Annotated in this window: 20 protein-coding genes; 18 read left to right on the forward strand and 2 right to left on the reverse strand. The window is 28.7% G+C overall.

The window, feature by feature from the left end; all coding sequences use genetic code 11:
• The first annotated feature begins 135 nt into the window (after positions 1 to 135).
• From AEBR_RS10090 to AEBR_RS10100, 3 genes are all read left to right on the forward strand, one after another.
• On the forward strand, positions 136 to 2,502 hold the full coding sequence (locus tag AEBR_RS10090; protein ID WP_172658893.1) for a methyl-accepting chemotaxis protein: 2,367 nt from the start codon (positions 136 to 138) through the stop codon (positions 2,500 to 2,502).
• A 20-nt stretch (positions 2,503 to 2,522) separates the two neighbouring features.
• On the forward strand, positions 2,523 to 3,191 hold the full coding sequence (gene aat / locus AEBR_RS10095) for a leucyl/phenylalanyl-tRNA--protein transferase (RefSeq protein ID WP_129086372.1): 669 nt from the start codon (positions 2,523 to 2,525) through the stop codon (positions 3,189 to 3,191).
• A 74-nt stretch (positions 3,192 to 3,265) separates the two neighbouring features.
• Positions 3,266 to 3,838, forward strand: a complete 573-nt coding sequence (locus AEBR_RS10100) for a class I SAM-dependent methyltransferase (RefSeq protein WP_129086371.1) — start codon at positions 3,266 to 3,268, stop codon at positions 3,836 to 3,838.
• Positions 3,839 to 3,851: 13 nt separating this feature from the next.
• Here AEBR_RS10100 and AEBR_RS10105 read toward each other — a convergent pair whose 3' ends face one another.
• Entirely contained in the window at positions 3,852 to 6,104 is a 2,253-nt protein-coding gene (locus AEBR_RS10105; RefSeq protein ID WP_228712142.1) for a methyl-accepting chemotaxis protein, read from the reverse strand.
• A 213-nt stretch (positions 6,105 to 6,317) separates the two neighbouring features.
• On the opposite strand from AEBR_RS10105, the gene atzF reads away from it, so the two are divergent.
• The 15 genes from atzF to AEBR_RS10180 all read left to right on the forward strand — a co-directional run bounded on the left by atzF (position 6,318) and on the right by AEBR_RS10180 (position 24,328).
• Positions 6,318 to 8,114 carry an allophanate hydrolase gene (atzF, locus tag AEBR_RS10110; protein WP_164969442.1) on the forward strand — a complete coding sequence of 599 codons (1,797 nt, stop codon included), beginning with the start codon at positions 6,318 to 6,320 and terminating at the stop codon, positions 8,112 to 8,114.
• Between the two features lie 10 nt (positions 8,115 to 8,124).
• Positions 8,125 to 9,738 (forward strand): ABC transporter substrate-binding protein, encoded by a 1,614-nt coding sequence (locus AEBR_RS10115; protein WP_129086369.1) that lies wholly within the window; start codon positions 8,125 to 8,127, stop codon positions 9,736 to 9,738.
• A 4-nt stretch (positions 9,739 to 9,742) separates the two neighbouring features.
• A complete protein-coding gene (locus AEBR_RS10120) occupies positions 9,743 to 10,765 on the forward strand; it encodes an ABC transporter permease (protein ID WP_129086368.1) in 1,023 nt (340 codons plus the stop codon).
• 9 nt (positions 10,766 to 10,774) lie between these two features.
• Positions 10,775 to 11,620, forward strand: a complete 846-nt coding sequence (locus AEBR_RS10125; protein ID WP_129086367.1) for an ABC transporter permease — start codon at positions 10,775 to 10,777, stop codon at positions 11,618 to 11,620.
• 9 nt (positions 11,621 to 11,629) lie between these two features.
• The gene (locus AEBR_RS10130) at positions 11,630 to 13,351 is read left to right on the forward strand and encodes a dipeptide ABC transporter ATP-binding protein (RefSeq protein ID WP_129086366.1); all 1,722 of its coding nucleotides are present in this window, start codon (positions 11,630 to 11,632) and stop codon (positions 13,349 to 13,351) included.
• 24 nt (positions 13,352 to 13,375) lie between these two features.
• Positions 13,376 to 14,056 (forward strand): response regulator transcription factor, encoded by a 681-nt coding sequence (locus AEBR_RS10135; protein ID WP_129086365.1) that lies wholly within the window; start codon positions 13,376 to 13,378, stop codon positions 14,054 to 14,056.
• A complete protein-coding gene (locus AEBR_RS10140) occupies positions 14,053 to 15,762 on the forward strand; it encodes a CHASE domain-containing protein (RefSeq protein ID WP_129086364.1) in 1,710 nt (569 codons plus the stop codon). The genes AEBR_RS10135 and AEBR_RS10140 overlap by 4 nt, the downstream gene beginning before the upstream one ends.
• A gap of 100 nt (positions 15,763 to 15,862) precedes the next feature.
• Positions 15,863 to 16,423 (forward strand): hypothetical protein, encoded by a 561-nt coding sequence (locus tag AEBR_RS10145; RefSeq protein WP_129086363.1) that lies wholly within the window; start codon positions 15,863 to 15,865, stop codon positions 16,421 to 16,423.
• 219 nt (positions 16,424 to 16,642) lie between these two features.
• Positions 16,643 to 18,226 carry a nickel ABC transporter substrate-binding protein gene (nikA, locus tag AEBR_RS10150; protein ID WP_129086362.1) on the forward strand — a complete coding sequence of 528 codons (1,584 nt, stop codon included), beginning with the start codon at positions 16,643 to 16,645 and terminating at the stop codon, positions 18,224 to 18,226.
• On the forward strand, positions 18,216 to 19,157 hold the full coding sequence (opp1B, locus tag AEBR_RS10155; RefSeq protein ID WP_228720437.1) for a nickel/cobalt ABC transporter permease: 942 nt from the start codon (positions 18,216 to 18,218) through the stop codon (positions 19,155 to 19,157). The genes nikA and opp1B overlap by 11 nt, the downstream gene beginning before the upstream one ends.
• Positions 19,158 to 20,006, forward strand: a complete 849-nt coding sequence (opp1C, locus tag AEBR_RS10160) for a nickel/cobalt ABC transporter permease (RefSeq protein WP_129086361.1) — start codon at positions 19,158 to 19,160, stop codon at positions 20,004 to 20,006.
• Positions 20,003 to 20,764: an ATP-binding cassette domain-containing protein gene (locus AEBR_RS10165; protein ID WP_129086360.1), complete on the forward strand. Its 762-nt coding sequence runs from the start codon at positions 20,003 to 20,005 to the stop codon at positions 20,762 to 20,764. The genes opp1C and AEBR_RS10165 overlap by 4 nt, the downstream gene beginning before the upstream one ends.
• A complete protein-coding gene (locus AEBR_RS10170) occupies positions 20,752 to 21,480 on the forward strand; it encodes an ABC transporter ATP-binding protein (RefSeq protein WP_129086359.1) in 729 nt (242 codons plus the stop codon). Before AEBR_RS10165 ends, AEBR_RS10170 begins: the two co-directional genes overlap by 13 nt.
• A gap of 12 nt (positions 21,481 to 21,492) precedes the next feature.
• A complete protein-coding gene (locus AEBR_RS10175; RefSeq protein WP_129086358.1) occupies positions 21,493 to 22,008 on the forward strand; it encodes a GNAT family N-acetyltransferase in 516 nt (171 codons plus the stop codon).
• Positions 22,009 to 22,180: 172 nt separating this feature from the next.
• On the forward strand, positions 22,181 to 24,328 hold the full coding sequence (locus AEBR_RS10180; protein WP_129086357.1) for a transporter substrate-binding domain-containing diguanylate cyclase: 2,148 nt from the start codon (positions 22,181 to 22,183) through the stop codon (positions 24,326 to 24,328).
• Positions 24,329 to 24,334: 6 nt separating this feature from the next.
• Here the strand turns inward: AEBR_RS10180 and AEBR_RS10185 are convergent, their stop codons facing one another.
• Positions 24,335 to 25,129, reverse strand: a complete 795-nt coding sequence (locus AEBR_RS10185) for a phosphodiesterase (protein ID WP_129086356.1) — start codon at positions 25,127 to 25,129, stop codon at positions 24,335 to 24,337.
• Between the last annotated feature and the right edge of the window lie 10 nt (positions 25,130 to 25,139).

Below are 25,139 nucleotides of genomic sequence, written 5' to 3' on the forward strand. Positions count from 1 at the left end.
TAACCATTCAATGAAAAAAATAACCATATCATAATATTTTATTAATTTTGTAAAAATAACTTTTCATTTTTATGCTACATTTAATAATTGAGGAGTAGAATAGTGAAATAAATCTGCAACTAAAAGGAAAAAAAGGTGCTAAAAAACATTTCAATTAAAGCCAAATTGCTTTCAACAGTTATAGGTTCTATTGTTTTGATTGCATTAATCTTATTAGTAGAAATGACTATTTCAATTAATAATGAAGTAACAACACTAAGCAAGGAGAGTGCAAAAGCTGCATACAATGCAAAAGAGAAGGAACTAGAAAATTATGTCTCGTTGGCATATAAAACAGTTGAATCATATTATGCAAGAACAGCTGAAGATAAAATTCAAGAGGAAGTTGAAAGTTATTTAAAAGAACAAACCAATTATATTTTTTCTATTATAGAGGGGGAATATAATAAATATAAAAACACTTTATCTACAGAAGAGATGAAAAAAAGATTAAAATCGATTTTAAATGATGCAAAATTTGGTAAATCTGGCTATTTTTTTGTTTATGATCCAAATGGTGTAAATATATCATTGCCACCAAAACCAGAATTAGAAGGGAAAAATCTATCCCATGTACAAGATAAGAATGGAGTATATATTATAAAAAGTTTGGTTGAACTTGGATTATCACCAAAAGGGGAAGGTTTTTTAAAATATTTATGGGATAAACCAGGGTTTAATAATCCTCAACCAAAAGTCTCTTATGTAAAAATGTTTAAACCTTTTAATTGGATTATAGGAACAGGGGAATATATTGATAATGTTTCTGAAAAGATGAAACAAGAAGCTTTAAAAGCAATTACAGATATGAAATATGGGACAAATGGATATTTCTGGATAAATGATTCTAACCATGTGGTAACAGCTCATGGAGCAAAGCCTGAACTTGTTGGGAAAAATATGTATGACCTAAAAGATTCAAAAGGAACATACCTATATAGAGAGATTGTAAAAGCAGGGAATGAGAACAAAAATGGTGGTTTGGTTAAATATTATTGGAGTATGCCAGAAAAAAAAGGAGATTTCTTAAAATTTTCATTTGTTAGAAAATTTGAACCTTGGGATATGATTATAGGTACAGGAGCTTATGTCTTTGATGTTGAAAATACAGTTAAAGAGATGAGAAAAACAACCGATGAAAACCTAAGTGCCTTGATAATGAGAAATATAATTGCCATTTTTGTTATTATTGCTATTATCTCAGTTTTAGCTGTAATATTAATGAAAAAACTACTCTTTAACCCATTGGAAAATTTCCAAGTGGGATTATTAAACTTCTTTAAATATATAAATAAAGAACAAAGTCATATAGATCTATTAAAAATTGAAGCAAATGATGAGATAGGAAAAATGTCTGCAATTATAAATCAAAATATTGATAAATCAAAAACAATAATTGAACAAGATAATAAATTGATTGGTGAAGTAAAAGAGATTGTTAATCATGTTGGAAATGGTTATATTGATAAAAAAATCAAAGGTTCAACAAATAATGAATCTTTAGAGGAGTTAAAATCTCTACTTAATAATATGCTTGAAAACCTTCAATCACTTGTTGGAACAAATATTAATGCACTAACAGAAGTATTAGAAAAATATGCTTCTAGAGATTTTACTCAAAAAATCAACTCTAAAGATAGTGGTAAGATTGGTACAAGTATTATTAATATGCATGATATGATTACAAAAATTTTGCAAGATAATCAAAAAGATGGTCTTCTATTAAAAAATAAATCTGAAGAGTTAAGTTCAAATGTAAAAACTTTAAGTGACAATGCAACTTCTCAAGCTGCTTCACTTGAAGAGACTGCTGCCTCAATAGAAGAGATTACAGGAAATATTAAACAAACAAATGAAAAAGCACAACAGATGTTAAATATTTCAGCAGAAACAAAATCTTCTGCTAATACAGGTAAAGATTTAGCAAGTAAAACTGCAAAATCAATGGATGAGATAAATGAAACAGTTATGAATATTAACGAAGCAATTACAGTAATTGACCAAATTGCATTTCAAACAAATATTCTTTCACTTAATGCAGCTGTTGAAGCTGCAACTGCTGGTGAAGCTGGAAAAGGTTTTGCTGTTGTTGCCCAAGAGGTTAGAAATCTAGCAAGTAGATCTGCTGAAGCAGCTAAAGAGATTAAAGATTTAGTTGAAAATGCTACAGTTAAAGCAGCAGAAGGTAAAAATATTAGTTCATCAATGATTAAAGGATTTACAGAACTTGAATCAAAAATTGCAAATACAAACAATCTAATTGATGATGTTACAAATGCAGCAAAAGAGCAAAATCTAGGGATGACACAAATTAGTGATGCAATAAATCAACTTGATAGATTTACTCAAGAAAATGCTGCTATTGCAGACAAAACAAATACTATTGCGCAAGAGACAAATAGAGTCTCTTTAGATATAGTAGATAATGTAAATATGAATGATTTTGAAGGGAAAGTTGAATAAACTTTCTCTTATAATAAGCAATGGAATTATTAGATAAAAAAAACAAAATCTATTTATTAGATGACAACAACCACGATTTCCCTACACTTGAAATGATGAAAGATGATTTAGTTGCAGTGGGTGGAGATTTCCATCCACAAAGATTGATTAATGCATACAAAAATGGAATATTCCCTTGGTTTATTGATGATTACAACTACATTCATTGGTTCTCTCCAAAAAAAAGAATGGTTCTTTTTCCAAATGAATTCAAACTCTCAAAAAGTCTTAAAAGAACAATCAATAACAAAGGTTATATTGTAAAAACAAATGAAAACTTTGAAGAGGTTATGCGAAACTGTTCAAATATAAAAAGAAAACATGAAGATGAAACATGGATTGATGAGAACTTCATAATAGCCTATACAAATCTTAATAAACTTGATTTTGCATACTCAATTGAATGTTATTTAGATGAAGAGCTTGTTGGGGGACTTTATGGTGTTATGATAAATGACATTTTTTGTGGAGAGAGTATGTTTGCAAAACAAAAAGATGCTTCCAAAGTAGCTTTGTATCATCTATGTAATCAAGCTGAACAAAATGGAATAAAATTAATAGACTGTCAAGTTTATAACAAACATTTAGCCTCTTTAGGAGCAAAAGAGATTCCTAGGGAAGAGTATATAAAACTACTAAAAAACTCTTAAACCATTTAATTTTTTTCTTTTGCAAAAATTTTATTTAACAGTAGTTATAATAGAAAAAACTACAAAGAGAGAAAATGGCACTAGAAGATAGACTTAAATGGGATAAAAAATACGAAACAACTCCTGCTCTACTTGAAAAAAGAGAGGCAAGTGCAAAACTTAAAGAGATTATTGATCTTGTAAAAGGTAACAAAGCTTTAGATGTTGCATGTGGAACAGGAAGAAACTCAATTTTTCTAGCAAGTAAAGGGTTTGTTGTAGATGCAATTGATATTTCTGAAGTTGCTTTGGAAAATTTAAATAGAAAAGATTATAGAAATATTACTACAAAACAAGTTGATTTAGATGAATTTACACCTGCAAAAGAGAGTTATGATTTAATAGTTCAAACAAATTTTTTGGATAGAAAACTTATTCCTAGCCTTGCAAAAGCATTGAAAAAAGAGGGAATTTTGCTAATTGAAACCTATATGGAAGATGAGATTAATGAAAAACCACCATCAAACTCTGAATTTTTATTAAAAAAAGAGGAGTTGAAATCTTTTTTTGATGATAATTTTGAAGTTTTAGATTATGTTGAATTTTTAAACGAAAGTCATGAAATTTATAAAATGATGAAACAATTAATTGTAGTAAAGAGAAAATAATTCTCTATTACTACTAAAAACTTTCCCACTCATCATCTTTGTTATTGATTGGTTCAAATTTTTTATCTTTGTTATTTACCTTAGTATTTTCTTTGTTTTTTTCTTTATGAGTCTCTTTTAGCTCTTCTTTTTTAGGTGTTTTTGTGCTAACACTTTTTTTACTCTCATGTATAGTGTTTTTCCCTTCAAACTCTTTTTTATTTGCATCTTCAATAATCTCTTTTGCAATAACAGCAGTTGCACTTGCAATCTCTTGTGTTTGTCCTGCAATTACAGCATTTTGTTGAGTTTGTTGATCTAAAGAGTTAATTGCATCATTTATTTGTCTTATTCCTGTTAATTGCTCTTTACTTGCTGTTTCAACACTAGAGATTAAAGAGATTGTTTTTGATACATTCTCATTTAAACTGTTATACCCTTTTATCATAGTATCTGCAATTGATTTACCGCTGTTTGCTTTAATATTTGCATTTTCAACAAGATTTTTTATCTCTTTAGCTGCTTCAGCAGATCTACTTGCTAGATTTCTAACCTCTTGGGCAACAACAGCAAAACCTTTTCCAGCTTCTCCAGCAGTTGCAGCTTCTACAGCCGCATTAAGTGAAAGAATATTTGTTTGAAATGCAATTTGGTCAATTACTGTAATTGCATCATTTATTGCTGTTACTTCATTGTTTATTTCATCCATAGAAATAGTTGTTTGTGTTGCAAGTTTTTCCCCTTGAGAGGCTGCACTATTTAACTCATTTGCATATTTTGCCATTTGTGCTATTGTTTCTGTATTGTGTGTCACATTACTAGTAATCTCTTCAAGAGCTGCTGCTGTCTCTTCAAGTGCAACTGCAGCTTTATTTGAGTTAGTATTTAATATTTTTGTATTCTCAAAAAGTATGTTACTAGAGTCATTAATTTGAACACCATTTTTTTTGTTATCCACTAAAATAGCAGTAATTGCATTACCTAAAGAGTTAACTCCAGTTGCCAACTCTAATATATGCTCTTTTAAACCTTCCATTGGGACTCTATTTAAAAAATTACTATTAGAATATTGCTCTAAAATATCCAATATTGTTGTAATATTTCTTTCTAAATTTGTACCCATTTTGTTTATTAAAGTAGTAAGCTCTTTTAATGATGGGTTTGAAGATGAAACTTCAACTTTTTTTGCAAAGGCACCCTTTTCAAACTCTGATAATACTTCAATTGTATTATTTATTGTTTTTCTGTCTTCTTCTATAGATGCTTTTATCTTATTAATATTTTCATTAACTACAGTTGACATTATTCCAACCTCATCATAGTTATTTGCATCTAAAGGTTTAACTTCATGTATCTCTCTATTTAAGTATTTAAAGAAAGTCAAAAGTCCACTTTGGAAATTTTCCAATCTATGTGCAACACTTCTTGAGATTATCAAAGAGAAAATAACAATTAATAAAATTACAACAAAAGAGACGACCAAAGCTACAATTTTTGTTTTATCAATTGCTTTTTCGACTACAATAGTAACTTCATCACTCATTTTAACAAGTAACTGCTCTGTTTTATGAATAGTTTGTCTCATTTTTCCTTGGATTCCAACTTTGCTATTAAGCCCTAACTCTTTTTCTGCTTCAACCAATGAAATAAAATCTCTTTTATAATTAACCAAGAAACCCTTAATATCTTCATCAAGCAAATCACTTCTATTTAATAGTCCATCAACTATTTGGGTAAACTTATCAACATATTTTAAATCTTTTCTTAGCATAAAATCTTTCTCTTGTTTCCTTAAGTCATAAACTATTGACAACAATTCATGATTTTTTGATTTTTTTGCACCCTCTTGAACTTTATGTACTGCATCCCTTAAACTTCCATATAGTCCATCATTATGAGTCAAACCTATTTTTTGTTGCATTGCAATTAATTCAAAAAATATACCTTTGTACTCTTCAATTACTTTTTTGAAATTTTCAACTTCAGCTATATCAATAGAGTTTTCTTTTAAATCTTTTTCCAAAAGAGCTATATTTTGCTCTAATTGTTTAACATTTGTAGAGAACTCCTCTTTATACTTTAACTCTTTTCTAGCAAGGAAATCCTTCTCATTTCTTCTTAACATCAACATACTAGTATCTAACTCTTCAATTAATGTTTTTGAGCTACTTAATGAATATATTGTTGAAACTGATTGAAAAAGAAGTAAACTCAAAACAATTAAACCAAAAATTGAGAGCCCAGCTAGTATGTACAGCTTGATTTTTATCGAGATTTTGTTTAACATTATCAACCTTTTTAATTTTTCTTAATTTTACCTGAATTCTTAATATTTTTTTTTAAAATACTGTTTAATATTTATAATTTATTATACTTTTATAATTTCTTACTTATTCGATATATATGGCTTTTATGCGGTATTAAAAAATAATAATTAACTTTCAATTTACCAGTTATTTTTACAATTTCATTATCAATGATTTTAATAAAAAGGTGGATTATGTTAAAGGATCAACTATTTGATATATCTCATATTCATGAAGCATACAAAAAAGGTATAAAAGCTGAAGAGATTATTCAAGAAGTATATAGAAGAATAGAAGAGATTGCTGATAATGGGATTTTTATCTATCTAAACTCTAAAGAGGAAGTTTTAAAAGAAGTTTCATCTTTAGAAGAGATGGATTTAACAAAAAAACCATTATGGGGGATCCCTTTTGCAGTAAAAGATAATATAGATGTAAAAGATTTACCTACAACAGCTGCTTGTCCAGAGTATGAATATATAGCAAAAGAGGACGCTTTTGTTGTTAAACTTCTAAAAGAAGCGGGAGCTATTTGTATTGGTAAAACTAACCTTGACCAATTTGCAACTGGATTAGTGGGGGTTAGAACTCCTTATGAAGTTCCAAAAAATGCTGTTGATTCATCTATTGTTCCTGGTGGTTCAAGCTCTGGTTCTGCTGTTTGTGTATCACATCAAATTGTTAGTTTTTCGTTAGGAACAGATACAGCTGGTTCAGGTAGAGTTCCTGCTGCACTTAATAATATTGTAGGATTTAAACCAACTTTAGGAACCTTATCAAAACAAGGTGTAGTTCCTGCTTGTCTTACTTTGGATACAATTTCCATCTTTGCTCTTACAATCGATGATGCAACAAAACTATTTGATATTACTTCAAAATATAATGTAAAAGATCCCTACTCTATAAAAAAAGAAGAGAAATATCCTAAAAACTCTTCAAATCTTACAGTCGCAATTCCAAATAAAAACTCAATGATTTTTTATGAAGATAGTTTTGAAGAGAAATCTTATAAAAAAACTGTTGAACTAATTAAAAAAAGAGGTTTTTTTATAAAAGAGATAGATTTAGAACCATTTTTTGAAGTGGGTGAACTTTTATATGAAGGTTCTTGGGTTGCAGAGAGATATACAGTTATAGGAAATCTAATAGAGAGTTCTCCTGAAAAAATTCTTGAGATAACAAGAAACATCATCTCAAAAGCAAAAAACTTTTCATCTAGTGATGTTTACAGAGATATTTATAAATTAAACAAACTAAAAAGAGAGATTGAGCTTATTATGGAAGATGTTGATCTTTTAGCTCTTCCAACTATTCCAAGACCTTATAGTGTACAAGATTTAAAAGATGAACCTATTGTTGCAAACTCAAGATTAGGTTTATATACAAAATTTGTAAATTTATTAAACTTTAGCGCCATAGCTTTTCCTGTTGAAAAAAGAGAAGATGGTTTTGCAAGTGGAATAACAGCAATGTCAACTGCACATAAAGAGTCAGTTTTGGTTGAGTTTTCAAAAGAGTTACAAGAAGAGATGACTCTTTATTATGGAAATTCTAATCAAAAAATAGTGACAAAAAGAAAAGAGGAAAAAACTCTAAAAAACAATGAAATAGAGATTGCAGTTGTTGGTGCACATATGAGTGGTATGGCACTAAATGGTGAACTTCTAAAACTAAATTCAAGATTTTTATACAAAACAAAAACAGCTAAAAAATACAAATTTTATAAACTTCAAGGGGATTTGCCAATAAGACCAGGACTTGTAAAAGTAAAAGATGGTGTTGCTATTGAGTTAGAAGTTTGGGCAATGCCTTTGGAAAACTTTGGAGCTTTTGAAAAAACTATTCCTTCCCCTTTGTGTATTGGAACAATTGAGCTTGAAGACTCAAAAGAGGTAAAAGGGTTTTTATGTGAATCATATGCAATTGAAACTGCAACTGATATTTCACAATTTGGTGGTTTTAGAACTTATTTAAATTCAATTTCAAAATAAAGGAAAAATTATGGAAAGAAGAGATTTTATGAGAGTAGCGGCAGCAGCTTCTGTATTGCCATTTTTAAGATATTTACCAACAGAAGCACATGCAGCTTCTAGAGATGGAGTTTTAGTTATTGTTTCAGGACATACAATTAATAGTTTAGATTTACATAGACAAGGTACAAATAGACCTAGTTATGAAGTAACAGTAAACATCTATGATAGACTTGTAAGATTTGGTCTTAAAACATTAGCAGATGGAACAATCTCTTATGACTCAACAAAAATTGAACCTCAAATTGCAAAATCATGGGAGTTTTCAGAAGATAGAAAATCAATCACATTTAAAATTGATGAAAGGGCAAAATTTTGGGATGGAACACCAGTAACTGCCCATGATGTAAAATGGTCATTTGATAGAGCTGTAAGTTTAGGTGGTTTTCCAACTGTACAAATGAAAGCTGGTTCTATGAGTGATCCTAAACAGTTTGTTGTTGTTGATGATATGACTTTTAGAATTGATACACTAATTGCTTCTAAACTAACACTTCCAGATTTAGCTGTTCCAATTCCATTTATTATTAATTCAAAAGTAGCTAAACAACACGCAACTGCAAAAGATCCTTGGGCAACTGAGTATCTACACAAAACTCCTGCTGGTTCAGGTCCATATAAAATTGCAAGATGGGATGCTGGGCAACAGTATGTTTATGAGAGAAATGACGACTATGAAGTAGGTACAAAACCTGCAATTAAAAGAGTAATTGTAAGGGAAGTTCCTTCAGCTTCTACAAGAAGAGCTTTACTTGAAAGAAAAGACGCTGACCTTTATACAGATGTTCCGCCAAAAGATGTAAAAGAGTTTAAAGAGCAAGGGAAAATAAAAGTTTCAGGTGCTCCTGTTGATAACTGCTTACATGTTTTAGGATTAAATGTAAAATATAAACCCTTTGACAATAAAAAAGTTAGACAAGCTATTGCTTATGCACTTCCATACAAAGAGATTTTATCTTCAGGAGCTTATGGCAGAGGGGAAGTTATGTTTGGAGCAAAAGAGACAAAACCTTCAACAATAAAATGGCCACAACCTTTCCCTTATGATACAAATATAGAAAAAGCTAAAAAACTACTTGAAGAGGCTGGATTTAAAGATGGTTTTGAAACAACACTATCTTATAACCTTGGAATGGCTGATTGGGAAGAACCAACTGCTCTTTTAATTCAAGAAGCACTCAAAAAAATCGGTATAAAAGTCAAACTTGACAAAATCCCTGGGGCAAATTGGAGAACAGCAGCTTTAGTTGAAAAAAGACTTCCAATGCACTTAGAGAATTTTGGTGGATGGTTAAATTATCCTGATTATTACTTTTTCTGGGCATATCAATATGGACATCTATTTAACTCATCAAACTATAAAAATGAAGAGATGGAAACCCTTGTTGAAAAAACACTTCATATGGAAGTAAATAATCCAGAGTACGAAAAACTAATTAAACAGATGATAGAGATTGCATTCGAAGATGTTCCTAGAATTCCCCTTTATCAACCATATTTAGATGCTGCAATGCAAAAAAATGTTGATGGATACTCTTCTTGGTTCCATAGACAATTGGATTGTAGTACATTAACAAAATCGTAAAACAATGAAAACAAAAATTGGACAAATAGTAAATAGATTATTACAAGCAATACCCTCTATTATAGGTATTGTAATAATCTCATTTTTATTGACCAGATCTTTGCCAGGGGATCCAGCAGTATATTTTGCTGGAGCTATGGCAGATGAAGAGTCAATACAACAAGTAAGAGTTGCTTTAGGTTTAGATAAGGGTTTGATTGAACAGTTTTTTATCTATATTCAAAATCTGACTCAAGGTAATTTAGGACTCTCTTTAAATACAGGTGTTTCTGTGCTTGAAGAGATTACAACAAGACTACCTGCCTCTTTGGAGTTAACATTTATTGGACTTGGTTTTGCAATTTTAGTTGCAATTCCTTTAGGTATTTTATCAGCAACAAAACCTGGCAGTTTTATTGATCATTTTACAAGAGTATTAGTAACAATGGGAGTATCTTTGCCAACCTTTTTTACAGGATTGTTTTTGATATATGTTTTCTATTTTCTTTTAGGTGTAGCGCCCTCTCCTATTGGAAGACTTGATATTATATATCTATCTCCTCCACATGTAACAGGATTTTATACTATTGATTCTTTACTAGCAAATGATATGGAGACTTTTATGGCTAGTGTTAAACAGCTTATTTTACCCTCTATTACTTTGGGAATATTTGCTTTAGCTCCAATTGCAAGAATGACAAGAGCTTCAATGATAAATGCTCTTTCAAGTGATTATGTAAGAACTGCAAAGGCAAATGGACTTCCACAAGGAATGATTTTAGTAACTTATGCCCTTAGAAACTCTTTGTTATCAATATTAACAACCCTTGGAATGGTTTTCTCATTTTTATTGGGTGCAAATGTTTTAGTTGAAAAAGTATTTTCATGGCCTGGTATTGGTTCTTTTGCTATAGAAGCTTTAGTTGCTTCTGATTATGCTGCTGTACAAGGTTTTGTCTTAACAATGGCAATGCTTTTTGTGGTAGTAAATTTAATAATAGATATTGTTTTAACTCTTATTGACCCAAGAGTATCAATAGATAATTAAGGAATAAATATGAATCAATTCTTAACTCATTTTAAATATATATTAAAAGAAAACTTAGTAACAGCACTCTCTTTTTTTATGTTTTTTGTAATAGTTTTTTTATCAATATTTGGCTCATACCTTGCCCCTTATGATCCACTTTTAACAGACGCAACAGCTGTTTTATCTCCCCCTTCATTAGCTCATCCATTTGGGACTGATAATTTAGGAAGAGATGTATTAAGCAGAGTAATTGTTGCCACAAGACTTGATTTATGGATCGCTTTTTCTGCTGTATTTTTATCATTTTTTATTGGTAGTGCCTTAGGTGCAATTTCAGGTTTTTGGGGAGGATGGCTTGACAAAATTATAGGAAGATTTTGTGATGCTATTATGGCATTTCCCCTTTTTGTTTTAGCAATGGGAATAGTTGCAACATTAGGGAATTCAGTGGAAAATATCATCTACGCAACAGCAATAATCAATCTTCCTTTTTATGCAAGAGTTACAAGATCTGAAGTTCTAATTAGAAGAGATGCAGGTTATGTACAAGCAGCAAAATTAAATGGAAACTCTGATTTAAGAATCTTAGCTCTACAAATTTTTCCAAACTCTTTGCCCCCTATGATGATTCAAGTATCTCTTAATATGGGATGGGCAATATTAAATGCCGCTGGACTTTCGTTTATTGGTCTTGGTGTTAGACCTCCTGATGCAGAGTGGGGAATCATGGTAGCTGAAGGCGCAACATATATTGTTTCAGGTGAGTGGTGGTTAGCACTCTTTCCAGGACTTGCTCTAATGCTTGCAGTTTTCTGTTTTAACCTCTTAGGTGATGGTCTAAGAGATTTAGTTGACCCTAAAAAAAGAACATAAGGATATAAAATGTATTCATTTTTAAATATTGATAAACTAAGTGTCGATTTCAAAACAAGAAATGGAATTGTTCATGGGGTTAAAGAGGTATCTTTTGAGATAGATAAGGGTCAAATTTTAGGTGTTATTGGGGAGAGTGGTTCTGGGAAATCGGTAACTGCATTTACTGTTTTGGGACTTCTTGATAGTGCTGGATATGTAAGTAATGGAGAGATTAAATATGAAGGTTTTTCCCTTACAAAAGCAAAAGAGAAAGAACTAAGAGAGTATAGAGGTAGAGAAATCTCTATGATTTTTCAAAATCCAAGGGCTGCACTAAATCCAATTAGATGTGTAGGTAAACAAATAGAAGATGTACTTATTTGCCATAAACAAGCTACAAAACAGGATGCAAAAGAGAAAGCTATTAAAATGCTTGAAAAAGTAAAAATAGTAAATGCAAAACAGAGATATTGGTCATACCCTTTTGAACTATCAGGAGGTATGTGTCAAAGGGTTATGATTGCAATTGCAATTGCTTGTAATCCAAGACTATTAATTGCTGATGAACCAACAACAGGGCTTGATGTTACTACTCAAAAAGTAATTATGGATTTAATAAAAGAGTTAGCAAAACAACACAATATGTCAGTTATGCTTATTACCCATGACTTAGGGATGGCAGCACTATATTGTGATAATATTTGTGTTATGCAAAAGGGTGAAATAGTTGAAAAAAACTCTGTTTTTAATCTTTTTAGAAACCCTACCCATCCTTATACAAAAAAACTAATCGCAGCCTCTCCTGGACCTAAATCAAAACTTGAAGATTTAACTGCAATTCCAGATGAGATGGAGAATGAAACTATAAAAATAGTAAAAAAAGAGGAGAAAAAAAAGCTAATTAAATCAAATGAGATAGTACTTGAAGTTATAGATTTAGTTAAAAAATTTCCTATTGGTAAAAAAGCACTTTTTTCTTTTTCAAAAAAAGATGAAGAGGAGGTTTTTACAGCTGTAAATGGTATATCATTTTCTTTAAAAAGAGGTGAAAGTCTAGGTTTGGTTGGAGAATCAGGTTGCGGAAAATCAACAACTTCAAATATGATAACAAAACTTTTAGAACCAACCTCAGGTGATATTATCTTAGAAAATGAAAATATAACCCCTTATAGTGCTACAGCTTTTGCCAAAATGAAACAAAGAAGTAAAATTCAAATGGTTTTTCAAGACCCAACTGAGAGTCTAAATCCTAGATTTACAGCCTTTGATTCAATCTCTGAGCCTTTAAAAAGATTACTTAATATGAAAAACAATAAAGAGATAAAAAAAAGAGTTGAAGAGTTAAGTTTAATGGTTGGACTTCCTATTCATCTTCTTTCTAGATTTCCCCACCAATTATCTGGTGGACAAAAAGCAAGAGTTGGAATAGCAAGAGCAATATCAGTAAATCCAAAGGTTTTAATCCTTGATGAACCAACCTCAGCTTTGGATGTATCTGTACAAGCAGTTGTTTTACAACTTTTAGACAAATTAAAAAGAGAGTTACAAATGAGTTATATTTTTGTATCTCACGATTTAAATGTGGTTAAACTGCTTTGTGAAAGGGTTATTGTGATGAATAGAGGAGAGATTATTGAACAAGGAAATGTTTATGATATTTTAGAAAATCCCAAAGAGGAGTATACTAAAAAACTTATTGCATCAATACCTCATTTTGAGCCTGAGAAACTAGCTCTTGTTGAGGAATAAGCCTTTTTGGATATAATTTTTACCATGAAAAATATACTAAAGTATTTAACAATTTTATATGTTGAAGATGATGACGAAGTAAGAATAAATATCTCAAACTCCATAGCAAATATGGTAAAAAAAGTATATACTGCATCAAATGCAGTAGATGCTTTGGAACTTTATGACAAATATAAACCTGATATTATCTTTACAGATATTGATATGAAAGGTATGAACGGTTTAGATTTTGTTAAAGAGATAAGAGAAGAGGATAGTTTAACTCCAATTGTTGTATTAACAGCTTTTAAAACTGAAAGATTTTTAATGCAAGCTGTCTCTTTACACCTTGAATCTTATATTATAAAACCTATCTCTTACAAAGATTTAAAAGAGGCACTGTTTAACTGTTCAGAAAAACTTTTAGAGAGAAACAAATTTGAGATTATTTTTCCAAATAATGCAAAATATAATATTCATACAACAATTTTTACAAATGAAAAAGGCGAAATTGAAAAACTTCAAAACAAAGAGAAACTTCTTTTAGAGACACTAATTGAGTTTAAAAATGAGCTTGTCTTTTATGATATTATTGAAGAAAATGTTTGGGAAGGTGATAGTTTAAATAAAGGTACCCTAAAAGTGCTAATAGGAAAACTAAGACATAAAATTGGTAAAAATACCATAGTTAACGAAAATGAACAAGGATACAGGCTTTTACTTTGATAAAAAATAGATATAAACTTCACGTCTCTTCTATAATAATAATTGGTCTTTTACTCTCTTTAGCTGTAGGTTATATTATTTATAGTATGGAAGAAAAAGCAATTAAAAATAGCTTTGAAAATATTGTTGATAATAAGATGAAATCTTTTTATAGAGAGATTTTAGTAAACCTAGAAACACTTTATACCCTCTCAATTTTGTTTAATGACAATAAAACACCTTCAAAAGAGGAGTTCGCTAAAGAGGCAAAAAAGATTATCAAAAGACATAATGCAATTCAAGCTTTAGAGTGGATTCCTAAAGTTGAAAACAAAAATAGAAAAGAGTTTGAAAAAGAGTTTTTCTTTACTAAACAACTTCCAAATAAAAGTATGCAAAGAGTTGAAGAAAAAGAGTTTTATTTCCCTGTTTATTATGTGGAGCCATATAAAAACAATGAAAAAGCCTTGGGTTTTGATCTATCAAGTAATCCAAGTAGAAATCAAACAATTCAAGCTGCACTAAAAACAAAAAGTCCTCAAATAACGCAAGCAATAGAGCTTGTACAATACAATAATAAAAAAGGATTTTTAGCTTTTTTACCAATATTTGACAAAAAAGAAGAGATACGAGGTTTTGTTCTTGGAGTTTTTGTTATTGAAGATATTTTTGAAAAATCAGTTTTAAATGATGACTTTTCTAAAGATACTAGCTTTAAAATCTTTGACCATAATAGCAGTAAAAAAGAGCCTATTTTCACATATAATTTAGAAAATAAAAACTATAAACATATAAAATATAAAAAAGATTTGCCACAAATGTGGTCAAGACAATGGAATTTTGAAGCAATACCAAATGTTAATTATATTATTCAAAATAGAAGTATTGCCTTTGAATTAAGCCTTATTGTTGGAGTTTTACTAACTATTATAGTCTCTTATAAAATTAATAGAGATCATAATCAAAAACTAGAATCAATACAACAGCTAAAAAACAAAGATGATATTTTATATATTCAATCAAGATATGCAACCATAGGAGAAACCCTTTCAAATATTGAACACCAGTGGAGAAGTCCACTTTCAAAACTCTCTTCAAATGTGATTGCCATACAAAGTGAATTGGAGTTTAAAGGGATTCCTACAAAACAAAAACTTTTAAACTTTTTAGATAATATGCAAAATACTTTGAACTATATGGGTAATTTGGTTGATGAATTTAAAAATTTTCATATCCAAGATAAAAGTAAAGAGAGTTTTCTTTTTAGTAATACTTTAGATGTTGCACTAAAACTTTTAGAACATGATTTTATTAAATTGAAAGTTGAAGTAATAAGAAATAAAAAAGATAATATGCAGCTTTTTGGATATCAAAATGAGTTTTCACAAGTTCTAATAAATATCCTTTCAAACAGCAGAGATGCCTTTATTGGAAGAAAAATATCTAATCCAATAATACAAATACAAACCTATACAAAAGAATCAAAAAACTATATAAAAATAAGAGACAACGCAGGAGGAATAGAAGAGGAACATATAGAAAATATTTTTGAACAGTTTTACTCTACAAAAGATAGTTCAGGAATTGGTCTACACCTTTCAAAAATGATTATTTCAGAACATATGGATGGAAATATAGAGGTTGAAAACTGCAAATTCTCCCTACTCTCAAAAAGACATAAAGGTACAACTTTTATTATAGAACTTCCAATTGTAAACCTAGTCTAATTGATTCTACTCACACAATAAAATAATTTTAGCACTCACACTTGACAAGTGCTAATTTTATGTGTTATAATGAGTGAAATTTAATAAAGGATGTAAGGTTATGAAAGATTTCAATAATTTGACAACAACAGAATCTTTTATAAACTATTATAAAAAAGATTCAAACAATATTTATAATAATTTTTTTCAAAAAAATAAAATAGTTGATTTAATCACAAAATATGAATTGTATTATCAAATCTCATTAGGTAATTTTATTTTTGAAACCTTTTTAGATCAAGAGAGTACAGTAAAAAAACTTGAAGAATTAAATCTATATATTACCCCTGAAATTGCACTATTTAATATTTATAAAATAATAGAAGAGAACCAATTTAGTAACTCTATGGAAAAAGAGTTGGAAAATTTGATTAAAAGAGATGCTTCTTTAAAAGCATTAGAAGATTTTGTAACAAAAGATAAAGATTTATTAGGTGCTAAATATTACATATCAGTAAAAAAAGAGGATATTTTAAAGGATAAATTCTTTAATAAAATAATGCAATATAATTTCGAATCTAACTATCAAAGAACTTTTGAGCACTATAACTTAGTTGTAAGTGATAAGTTTATACAAAATCTACAAATAAAAATATTGGAGTATGCTAAAGAGACTATTTAATATAGTCTTGCATACTCGACCTCTTCTTTTCTTTTTTTAATCTTTAAAAAGATAAACATTAAATAAAAACCCAAAACACTCTTTATTATCAATGACATATAATAATAAATAATAAGTTTTTTATATTTTAGTTCCAATAATACATAAGTAAATAAAAAAATCATCGTAATATAATAATCCACTTAATAGAATTCAATAAAAATTTTAAGGAGATTTTTAATGACAAGATTTTTAAATATTTTAATTTTTATATTAATAATAACTTTTTTTGCAGCTTGTAGCACAGATAAAAAAGAGCCAAAAAATAAAAATCAACTTATTTTTGCTAGTACAAAAGATATTAGAGATATCAACCCTCACCTTTATAGAGGAGAGATGGCAGCCCAAAATATGGTTTTTGAATCTTTAGTTATAAACACAGAAGAAGGAATTAAACCTTGGCTTGCAAAAAGTTGGGATATTTCAAAAGATGGAAAAAATTATACTTTTCATCTAAGAGATAATATCTTTTTTTCCGATGGAACTGCTTTTACAGCAGAAGTAGTAAAAAAGAATTTTGATGCTGTTATGGAAAATAGAATAAGGCACTCATGGATGGAATTAATAAATGAGATAAATTATACAGAAGTTATTGATCCTTATACTTTTAAAATTAATTTAAAAAATGCATATTATCCCACCCTTATTGAACTATCTCTAACCCGTCCTTTTAGATTTATTTCACCAAATTGTTTTAAAAATAATAAGACTAAAGATGGTGTAAATTGTTATATAGGAACTGGTCCTTGGATTTTAAAAGAACATAAAAAAAATAATTATACACTTTTTGAAGAAAATAAAAATTACTGGAATATAAAACCTAAAATAACTTCAGTTAAATGGAGAGTAATCCCCGATCATCAATCTTTAATTTTTGCCTTAGAAAAAGGTGAAATTGACCTTATTTTTGGTTCTGATGGAGATATGATTGATTTAAATGTATTTACAATGTTAGAGAAAAATAAAAAATATTCTACTATTTTAAGTAATCCAATTGCCTCAAGAACTATCGTTATAAATACGAACAGAGAAATTACAAAGGATATAAAAGTCAGAGAAGCATTAGAGTATGCAATTGACAAAAAAAGTATTGTTTCAGGGATATTAAATGGAACTGAAAAGATTGCAGATACTCTTTTTTCAAAAAATATACCATATTCAAACATCCCTTTGAGCATAAAAGAGTATGAAACAAAAAAAGCAAATGAAATTTTAGAAAAAGATGGTTGGATTCTTAACAAAGAGACAAAAATAAGAGAAAAAGATAATAAACAATTACATATAAAGCTCTACTACAATGCAAAAAATGCACAAGAAAAGATTATTAGTGAATATATCCAAAGTAATCTAAAAGATATTGGTATTAAACTATCTATTATAGGAGAAGAGAAACAAACATTTTTGGATAGACAAAGAAGTGGTGATTTTGATTTAGTTTACTCTTTGTCTTGGGGAGCACCATATGATCCTCAATCTTATATCTCTTCTTGGAGAGCACTTTCACATAGTGATTATCAAGCACAATTAGGTTTAGCAAAAAAAGAGTGGTTAGATAATCAAATAAAAGCTATTTTACTAGAAACCAATGAAAAAAATAGAGAGAGGATGTATTATGAAATATTTAAATATATTCATGATCAGTATGTCTACATCCCTTTAAGTTACTCAAGAACAAAAGCAGTATTTAATCCAAATCTAAAAGGGGTAACTTTTAATATTTCACAATATGAGATACCATTTGAGAAATTTTATTTTGAAGAGTAAATATATTCAGAACTTAATAGTAAAAAGAATAGTTACGTTACCTCTCTTATTACTATTAATCTCTTTTGGTTCATTTTTTTTAGCTAATTTGTCACCAAGTGATCCAGCGGAGGTTACACTTAGAGTCAATGATATTGTTCCTACAAAAGAAGCAATTGAAGAAACAAGAAAAGAATTAGGCTTAGATAGACCTTTTTTGGAGCAATACATGACTTGGGTGTCAAATATTGTTTTAAAAGGAGATTTTGGATTTAGTTATGAATCAAAAAAGAGTGTATTAAAAGAATTATTACAGGCTACTCCTATAACTTTTTATCTTACAATTTTTGCTTTAGGATTAATAGTATTTTTTAGTTTTTTCTTTGGAATTCTTTGTGCAGTTTATGAAAATCATTGGTTTGATAAAACAATAAGGAGTCTTATCTTTATTACAACAGCAACTCCAAGTTTTTGGTTAGGATTACTTCTTATTTGGTTTTTTTCCCTTAAGCTTAATCTTTTACCCTCAGGAGGCTATGATTCAATATATTCATTAATCTTGCCAGCTTTTACTTTGGCAATTACCTATATATCAACTTTTATAAGAATAATAAGAAATTCGCTAATAGAGATAAAAGATGCTCCTTTTATAATCTATGCAAAACTAAGAGGATTGAAAAAAAGTAAAATATTAAAACACCAAATTAAAAATATCATACCCCCTTTTATTGTGGCTTTAAATATGTCAATACCTAGACTATTTGCAGGAACTATTATTGTTGAAAATGTTTTTGGATTGCCAGGACTAGGAAGAATCTGTATACAAGCAATTTTTAATAGAGACTTTCCCATAATCCAAACATATATTCTTTTTATGGCAATTCTTTTTATAGTTTTTAATCTAATAGCAGATCTTTGGATTGTAATAAAAGATCCAAGAAAAAGAGTATAAATGAGAAAAGATTTTTTAAATAAACTCTTCAAAGAGCCTCTTAGCCTAATCTCAATACTTTTTATATTAATAACCATAATCTTAGGAATTTTTGCACCTTTTTTTGCACCAAATAATCCCTATGAACCTAACTTAATAAATAAACTTCAATCTTTTAGTTTACAATACCCTTTAGGAACAGATTATCTAGGTAGATGCATCGCCTCAAGATTAATCTATGGAATAAGAATTACCCTTTTTTATTCATTTCTTGCTATGACAATTACTGTATCTATTGGTCTATTTTTTGGTCTTTTAGCAAGTTTTTTTAAAAAAAGTAGTGACTATATATTAAGAGTGTGTGATATTATGTTAACTTTTCCTAGTGAATTGATTATGATTACAATTGTAGGTGTATTGGGAACTGGTATAGAGAATATTATTATTGCAAACATAGTTGCAAAGATTGCTTGGTATACTAGAATGACCTATATTTTTACAGAAAAACATGTAAATAAAAATTATATACAATTTGCAAAACTTATGGGGACCCCTTCAAAAACCATACTTAAAAAACATCTTTTGCCTCTTATAATAAGCGATATAATAATGCTTGCAACACTAAACATTGGAACTGTAATCTTAAGTATTTCTGCTTTATCTTTTTTAGGTTTAGGTGTACAGGCCCCTAGTTGTGAATGGGGAATAATGTTAAATGAAGCAAAAAATGTAATGAGTATATCTCCTTTTCAGATGATAGCGCCAGGAGTTATGATTCTTTTTAGTGTTGCTGCTTTTAACTTTTTAGGAGATAGTATTAGAGATGCTTTAGATCCAAACTTTTATAGGATTGAAAAGGAGAAGATTTGAGCACTATCCTAGAAGTAAAAAATCTAACTATAAAAGATAGAAATAGAGACTTAACTATAGTAGAAAATATAAACTTTACCCTAAATAATAAAGAGATATTAGGAATTGTAGGAAAGAGTGGAAGTGGAAAATCTCTACTTTGTAAAGCTCTTCTTCAAATACTTCCTGCAACTTTTAAAAAAGAAGGTGTAATAAAATTTAACAATTCAGATGAAAACTTTATTTTAGGTAGAGATGTCTCTGTTATTTGGCAAGATGCATTAAATGCCTTTGATCCCCTTTGTACAATTAAAGAGCATATGTGTGAAAGTTTTTTATATAAGATTGATAAAAATGAGGCTCAAAAAATAAGCCTCTCTTTATTAAAAAGAGTTGGTATAACAGATTGCAAAAGAACTTTTTTTAGTTATCCAAATGAGTTAAGTGGTGGAGAGTTACAAAGAGTTATGATTGCAATTGCCTTACTTCAAGAAACTAAACTTATAATTGCTGATGAACCGACTTCGTCTTTGGATTTAATAACTCAAAAACAGATTATAGATTTAATAAAAGAGTTAAACAAAACACTAATTTTTGTTACTCATGATTTAGCACTTATCTCAAAAATTGCACATAAAATTCTAATTTTAAATAATGGTAAAGTTGAAGAGTATGGTGTATCAAATGAAGTTTTCGCCACTCCTAAAACTTCCTATACAAAAGATCTTCTTTTAAAAAGAGAAAGATTATCTAAAAGGTTTTTAGAATGCTTAAAATAGAAAATGTTTATAAAATGTATAATAAAAATAGTATAGCCTTAAAAAATATAAATTTTAATGTAAAAAGAGGAGATACCGTTGGAATAATAGGTGAGAGTGGAAGTGGAAAAAGCTCTTTAGGAAAATTGATTTTAGGGCTGGATAGAGTTACAAAAGGTAAAATCTTAATAGAGAATAAAGACTCTTCTTCATGGCACAAAAACAATTTAGGAGAAGTAAGCTTTGTATTTCAAAATTACAAAGAGTCTCTAAATCCTTTTTTTACAATAGAAGAGTCCATCCAAGAGATATTTTGGAAAGAAAAAAAGAGAACAAAAAGTGAGTTGGAATCTTTTTTAAAAATGATCAATTTAGAAAAAATTATTTTAAGTAGATTTCCCCATGAATTAAGTGGAGGAGAATTACAAAGAATAGCTATTTTAAGAGCTTTGTTAACAGATCCTACCCTTCTTGTTTTAGATGAAGCTTTAAATGCTTTAGATATATCAAACCAAATTTTAATAACTAATCTTTTGAAAAAGAAAAAAGAAAAAAAAGCTATGACAACAATACTAATCAGCCATGATTTGGAAATTGCAACAATGTTCTGTGATAAATTGATTATCCTAAAAGAAGGAGAGTTAATAGAGATATTAAACAGCGATTTTTTAAAAGATGCCAAACACTCATATACAAAAACATTGTTAGATGCAGTGATTCCATTAAATTTAGACTAAAAAGAGAAAAAAATGATAAATGAAATTGATTTTAAATATGTAACACCAGACTTAGAAAAACAGACAAAAGATTTTATTATTGGGGAGTATATAAAACATTATGATACTTATTTTCCTAAATCTCAATATGAAATTTTATACAAAAAAATGGATTTACTTTTATTAAAAAGAAGCCATAATGCTTTTTTTATTGCCCAATATAAAAATAAAACTATAGGAGCGATAAGTATTTGTGAATATGATAATCGTATTAAAGCTTTACAAAAAAGATATCTAAATAGAAATATTGCAGAAGTGGGAAGATGTTATATAGAAGAGAGTTTTAGAAAAAAAGGGATTGGCTCAAAACTCTTTGAATTAGCCTATGATTTTGCCAAAAATAAAGAATATGAAAGCCTCTATTTACATACACAGTACTTTTTGCCAGGAGGTTATCAATTTTGGAATAAAATGGGTTTTTACAATACATTAGATGAAAAAGACTATCTTCAAACTGTACATATGGAGAGAAAAGTAAACCCATTTTAATATCTCTTCCAAAACTTTATATATTCCTATTTTATAGCTTAAACCTGCCAAAATAAAACATTACAATATAGAAATTTCATAATTTTGTATTATTAAGTATATTTTATAATCTTTTTTCAATAAAATAAAACTTATTATTTAGTTATTATTTTAATATACTACAAGGAAAACAATGAAAAAAATAACATTTTTAAAAATATTATTACTATTTTTTATTCCTATTTCACTGCTTTCAATTGATTTTACCGAAGAAGAAAAAGAGTTTATTTCAAATAATAAAAATATTAAAGTTGCCCTTATGCCAGATTTCTCACCTTTTTCTTTTATTGAAGATAATAAAATTATAGGTTTTGAGCAAGATCTTCTCTCTTTATTATCACAAAAAAGTGGTCTTAATTTTGTAAATAATTATGGGGTTTGGAATAAAATCCTTTATAAATTTAAAACAAAACAAGTTGATATGATTGCAAGTATCTCATATAAAGAGGAGAGGGAACCTTATACACTATATACTAAACCTTATTATGAGATCCCTATTATGATTTTTGTTAGAGACACTTTTGGTGAATATAAAAACTTAGATAGCCTAAAGGGTAAAAAAGTTGGTATTTTAAAAGATGTCTTTTATTATAAAGAGCTAAAAGAGATGAATAGTATGAATCTTGTTGTTTATGAAACCTATGAAGAGATTACCCAAGCTTTGGTTTTTGGAAAAATTGATGCGCTAATCCAAAACCTTCCAAATATCAACTATCTAATCAAAAAAAATCTTTATACAAATCTGAAATTAGCTGGTGAATTAAAACTTCCAGATATAAAAAAAGAGGATTTACGATTTGGAATTAGAGAAGATAAACCAATTCTTCACTCTATTATACAAAAGAGTTTAAATGCTATACAAAAATATGAGTGGGATGTTCTAATTGATAGATGGATAGATGTAAAGTATAATTTGGGACATAAAAAATATACCTCATTGACAATAAATGAGAGTAAATATTTAAAAGAGAAAAAAGATATAACAATGTGTATTGACCCAGATTTAATGCCCTATGAAGGGTTTGATAAAAATGGGAATTATACAGGGATAAGTGCAGATTATTATAAACTCTTTGAAGATATGCTCTCTATTAAATTTATCCCTATTAAAACCAATTCTTGGAGTCAAACTTTACAGTTTGCAAAAGAGAAAAAATGTGATATTGTTTCTCTAATCATGGAAACACCCCAAAGAAGAGAATATCTTAATTTTACAACTCCTTATTTAACTATTCCTCTTGTTTTAACTACAAAACTTGATAAACCTTTTATTAATAATTTTAAAGATTTAGCAGGTAAAAAAGTTGGAATTACAAAAGGTTATGCTTATGTGGAACTATTTAAAAAAGAGTATCCTAATATAAATATAATTGAAGTTAACAATGTAAAAGATGGATTAGAAAAAGTTAACAAAGATGAACTTTATGCTTACCTTGGAACACTTGTTACAGTTGGTTATAATCTCCAACAAGATTATATTGGTAAATTAAAAATATCAGGAACAATGAGTGAAGATATAAAACTTGGTATTGGGGTAAGAAATGATGACCCAAAACTACTTAATATCTTGCAAAAAAGTGTAAATAGTATCACTTCTGAACAACACAGAGGGATAATCAATAAATGGTTATCTATAAAATATGAAAAAAAACCAGACTATTCATTATTTTGGAAAACACTTCTAATTGCAATCATTTTTATTTCATTTTTTGGATACTGGAATAGAAAAATCTCAAAAACAAATAAACTTTTAAAAGAAGCAAAAAAAGAGATTGAGCAAAAAAATATGGAACTTCAAAGACTTGCCATAACAGATAAACTAACAGATATTTATAATAGAGCTAGACTGGATGAACTCTTAGATAGAGAGATTGAAAGAAGTAAAAGATTTAACCACACTTTTGGAATAATCTTTTTTGATATTGATTACTTTAAAAAAGTCAATGATACCTTTGGACACCAAGCAGGAGATGATGTCCTTGTTGAAATTACAACAAAAATAGGTGAGCTTATTAGAAAAACCGATATTATTGGAAGATGGGGTGGAGAAGAGTTTTTAATTATCTGCCCAGAAACACAAAAAGAGGCAGTGGAAATAATTGCAGAAAATATTAGAAAACATATAGAAGAACATAAATTTCCAAAAATATCTAATCTTACTATTAGTTTAGGAGTTACAGTATATACACCAGAAGATAGTGTAACAACTATTGTTAAAAGAGTCGATGATGCTTTATATGAAGCTAAAAAAGGCGGAAGAAACAGAGTAGTTTTCAACTAAACTACTCTATTCTAAAGGATAAGGTCCCTCAAACTTTTCTATAAAACTTACATGGGTTGTAACTCTTTTATTATTGTAATGATGCAATGCAACAGAAGGTGGTTCAAGTATAAAATTTGCTGCTGCACCCTCTTTTAAATCAAGTGTAAATTGATGAGATGATGAAGCTGCTGTTGTAACTAAAACCCTACCCCATAAACTACAAGTTGTACGATGCACATGCCCACAAGCAAGTGCAACAACTTGAGAATTTTTTTCAAAAATCTCTTTTAACTCTTTTGAACCTTTTGAAAGATTTAGTTTATCTATATGTTCTATTCCTATCTCAATTGGAGGATGATGAACAAAAAGTAGTGTCTCTTTAGAAGGAAACTCTTTTAACTTTTCATCAAGCCAATTTAATCTTTTCTCACACAAAGCACCATAAGGTTTTTCTAAAACAATAGAGTCTAAACCAATAACTCTTAAAGGAAAATTTTCAAGGCTAAAATGAAGGAATTCACCATCCTTATACCAACCATACTCTTTAAAACTCTCTCGTAGATTATCTCTGTTATCATGGTTTCCAGGAATTATATAAAAAGGAATCTCAAGAGAAGTAACTATATTTTTAAAAATCTTATACTCTTCTTTGCTACCACTATCAGTTATATCTCCTGAAAACATAACAAAATCAGGTTTTGGTTTTAAGTTATTTATATGATTAACACACTTTATAAGTGCTTTAACTGTATCTACTTTATTATATGCTAATTGGTCATTAGCTTTAATATGAGTATCAGAGACTTGTACAATAGTCATAGTTTTTCTC

The sequence above is a fragment of the Halarcobacter ebronensis genome (assembly GCF_013201825.1).
Lineage (GTDB): Bacteria > Campylobacterota > Campylobacteria > Campylobacterales > Arcobacteraceae > Halarcobacter > Halarcobacter ebronensis.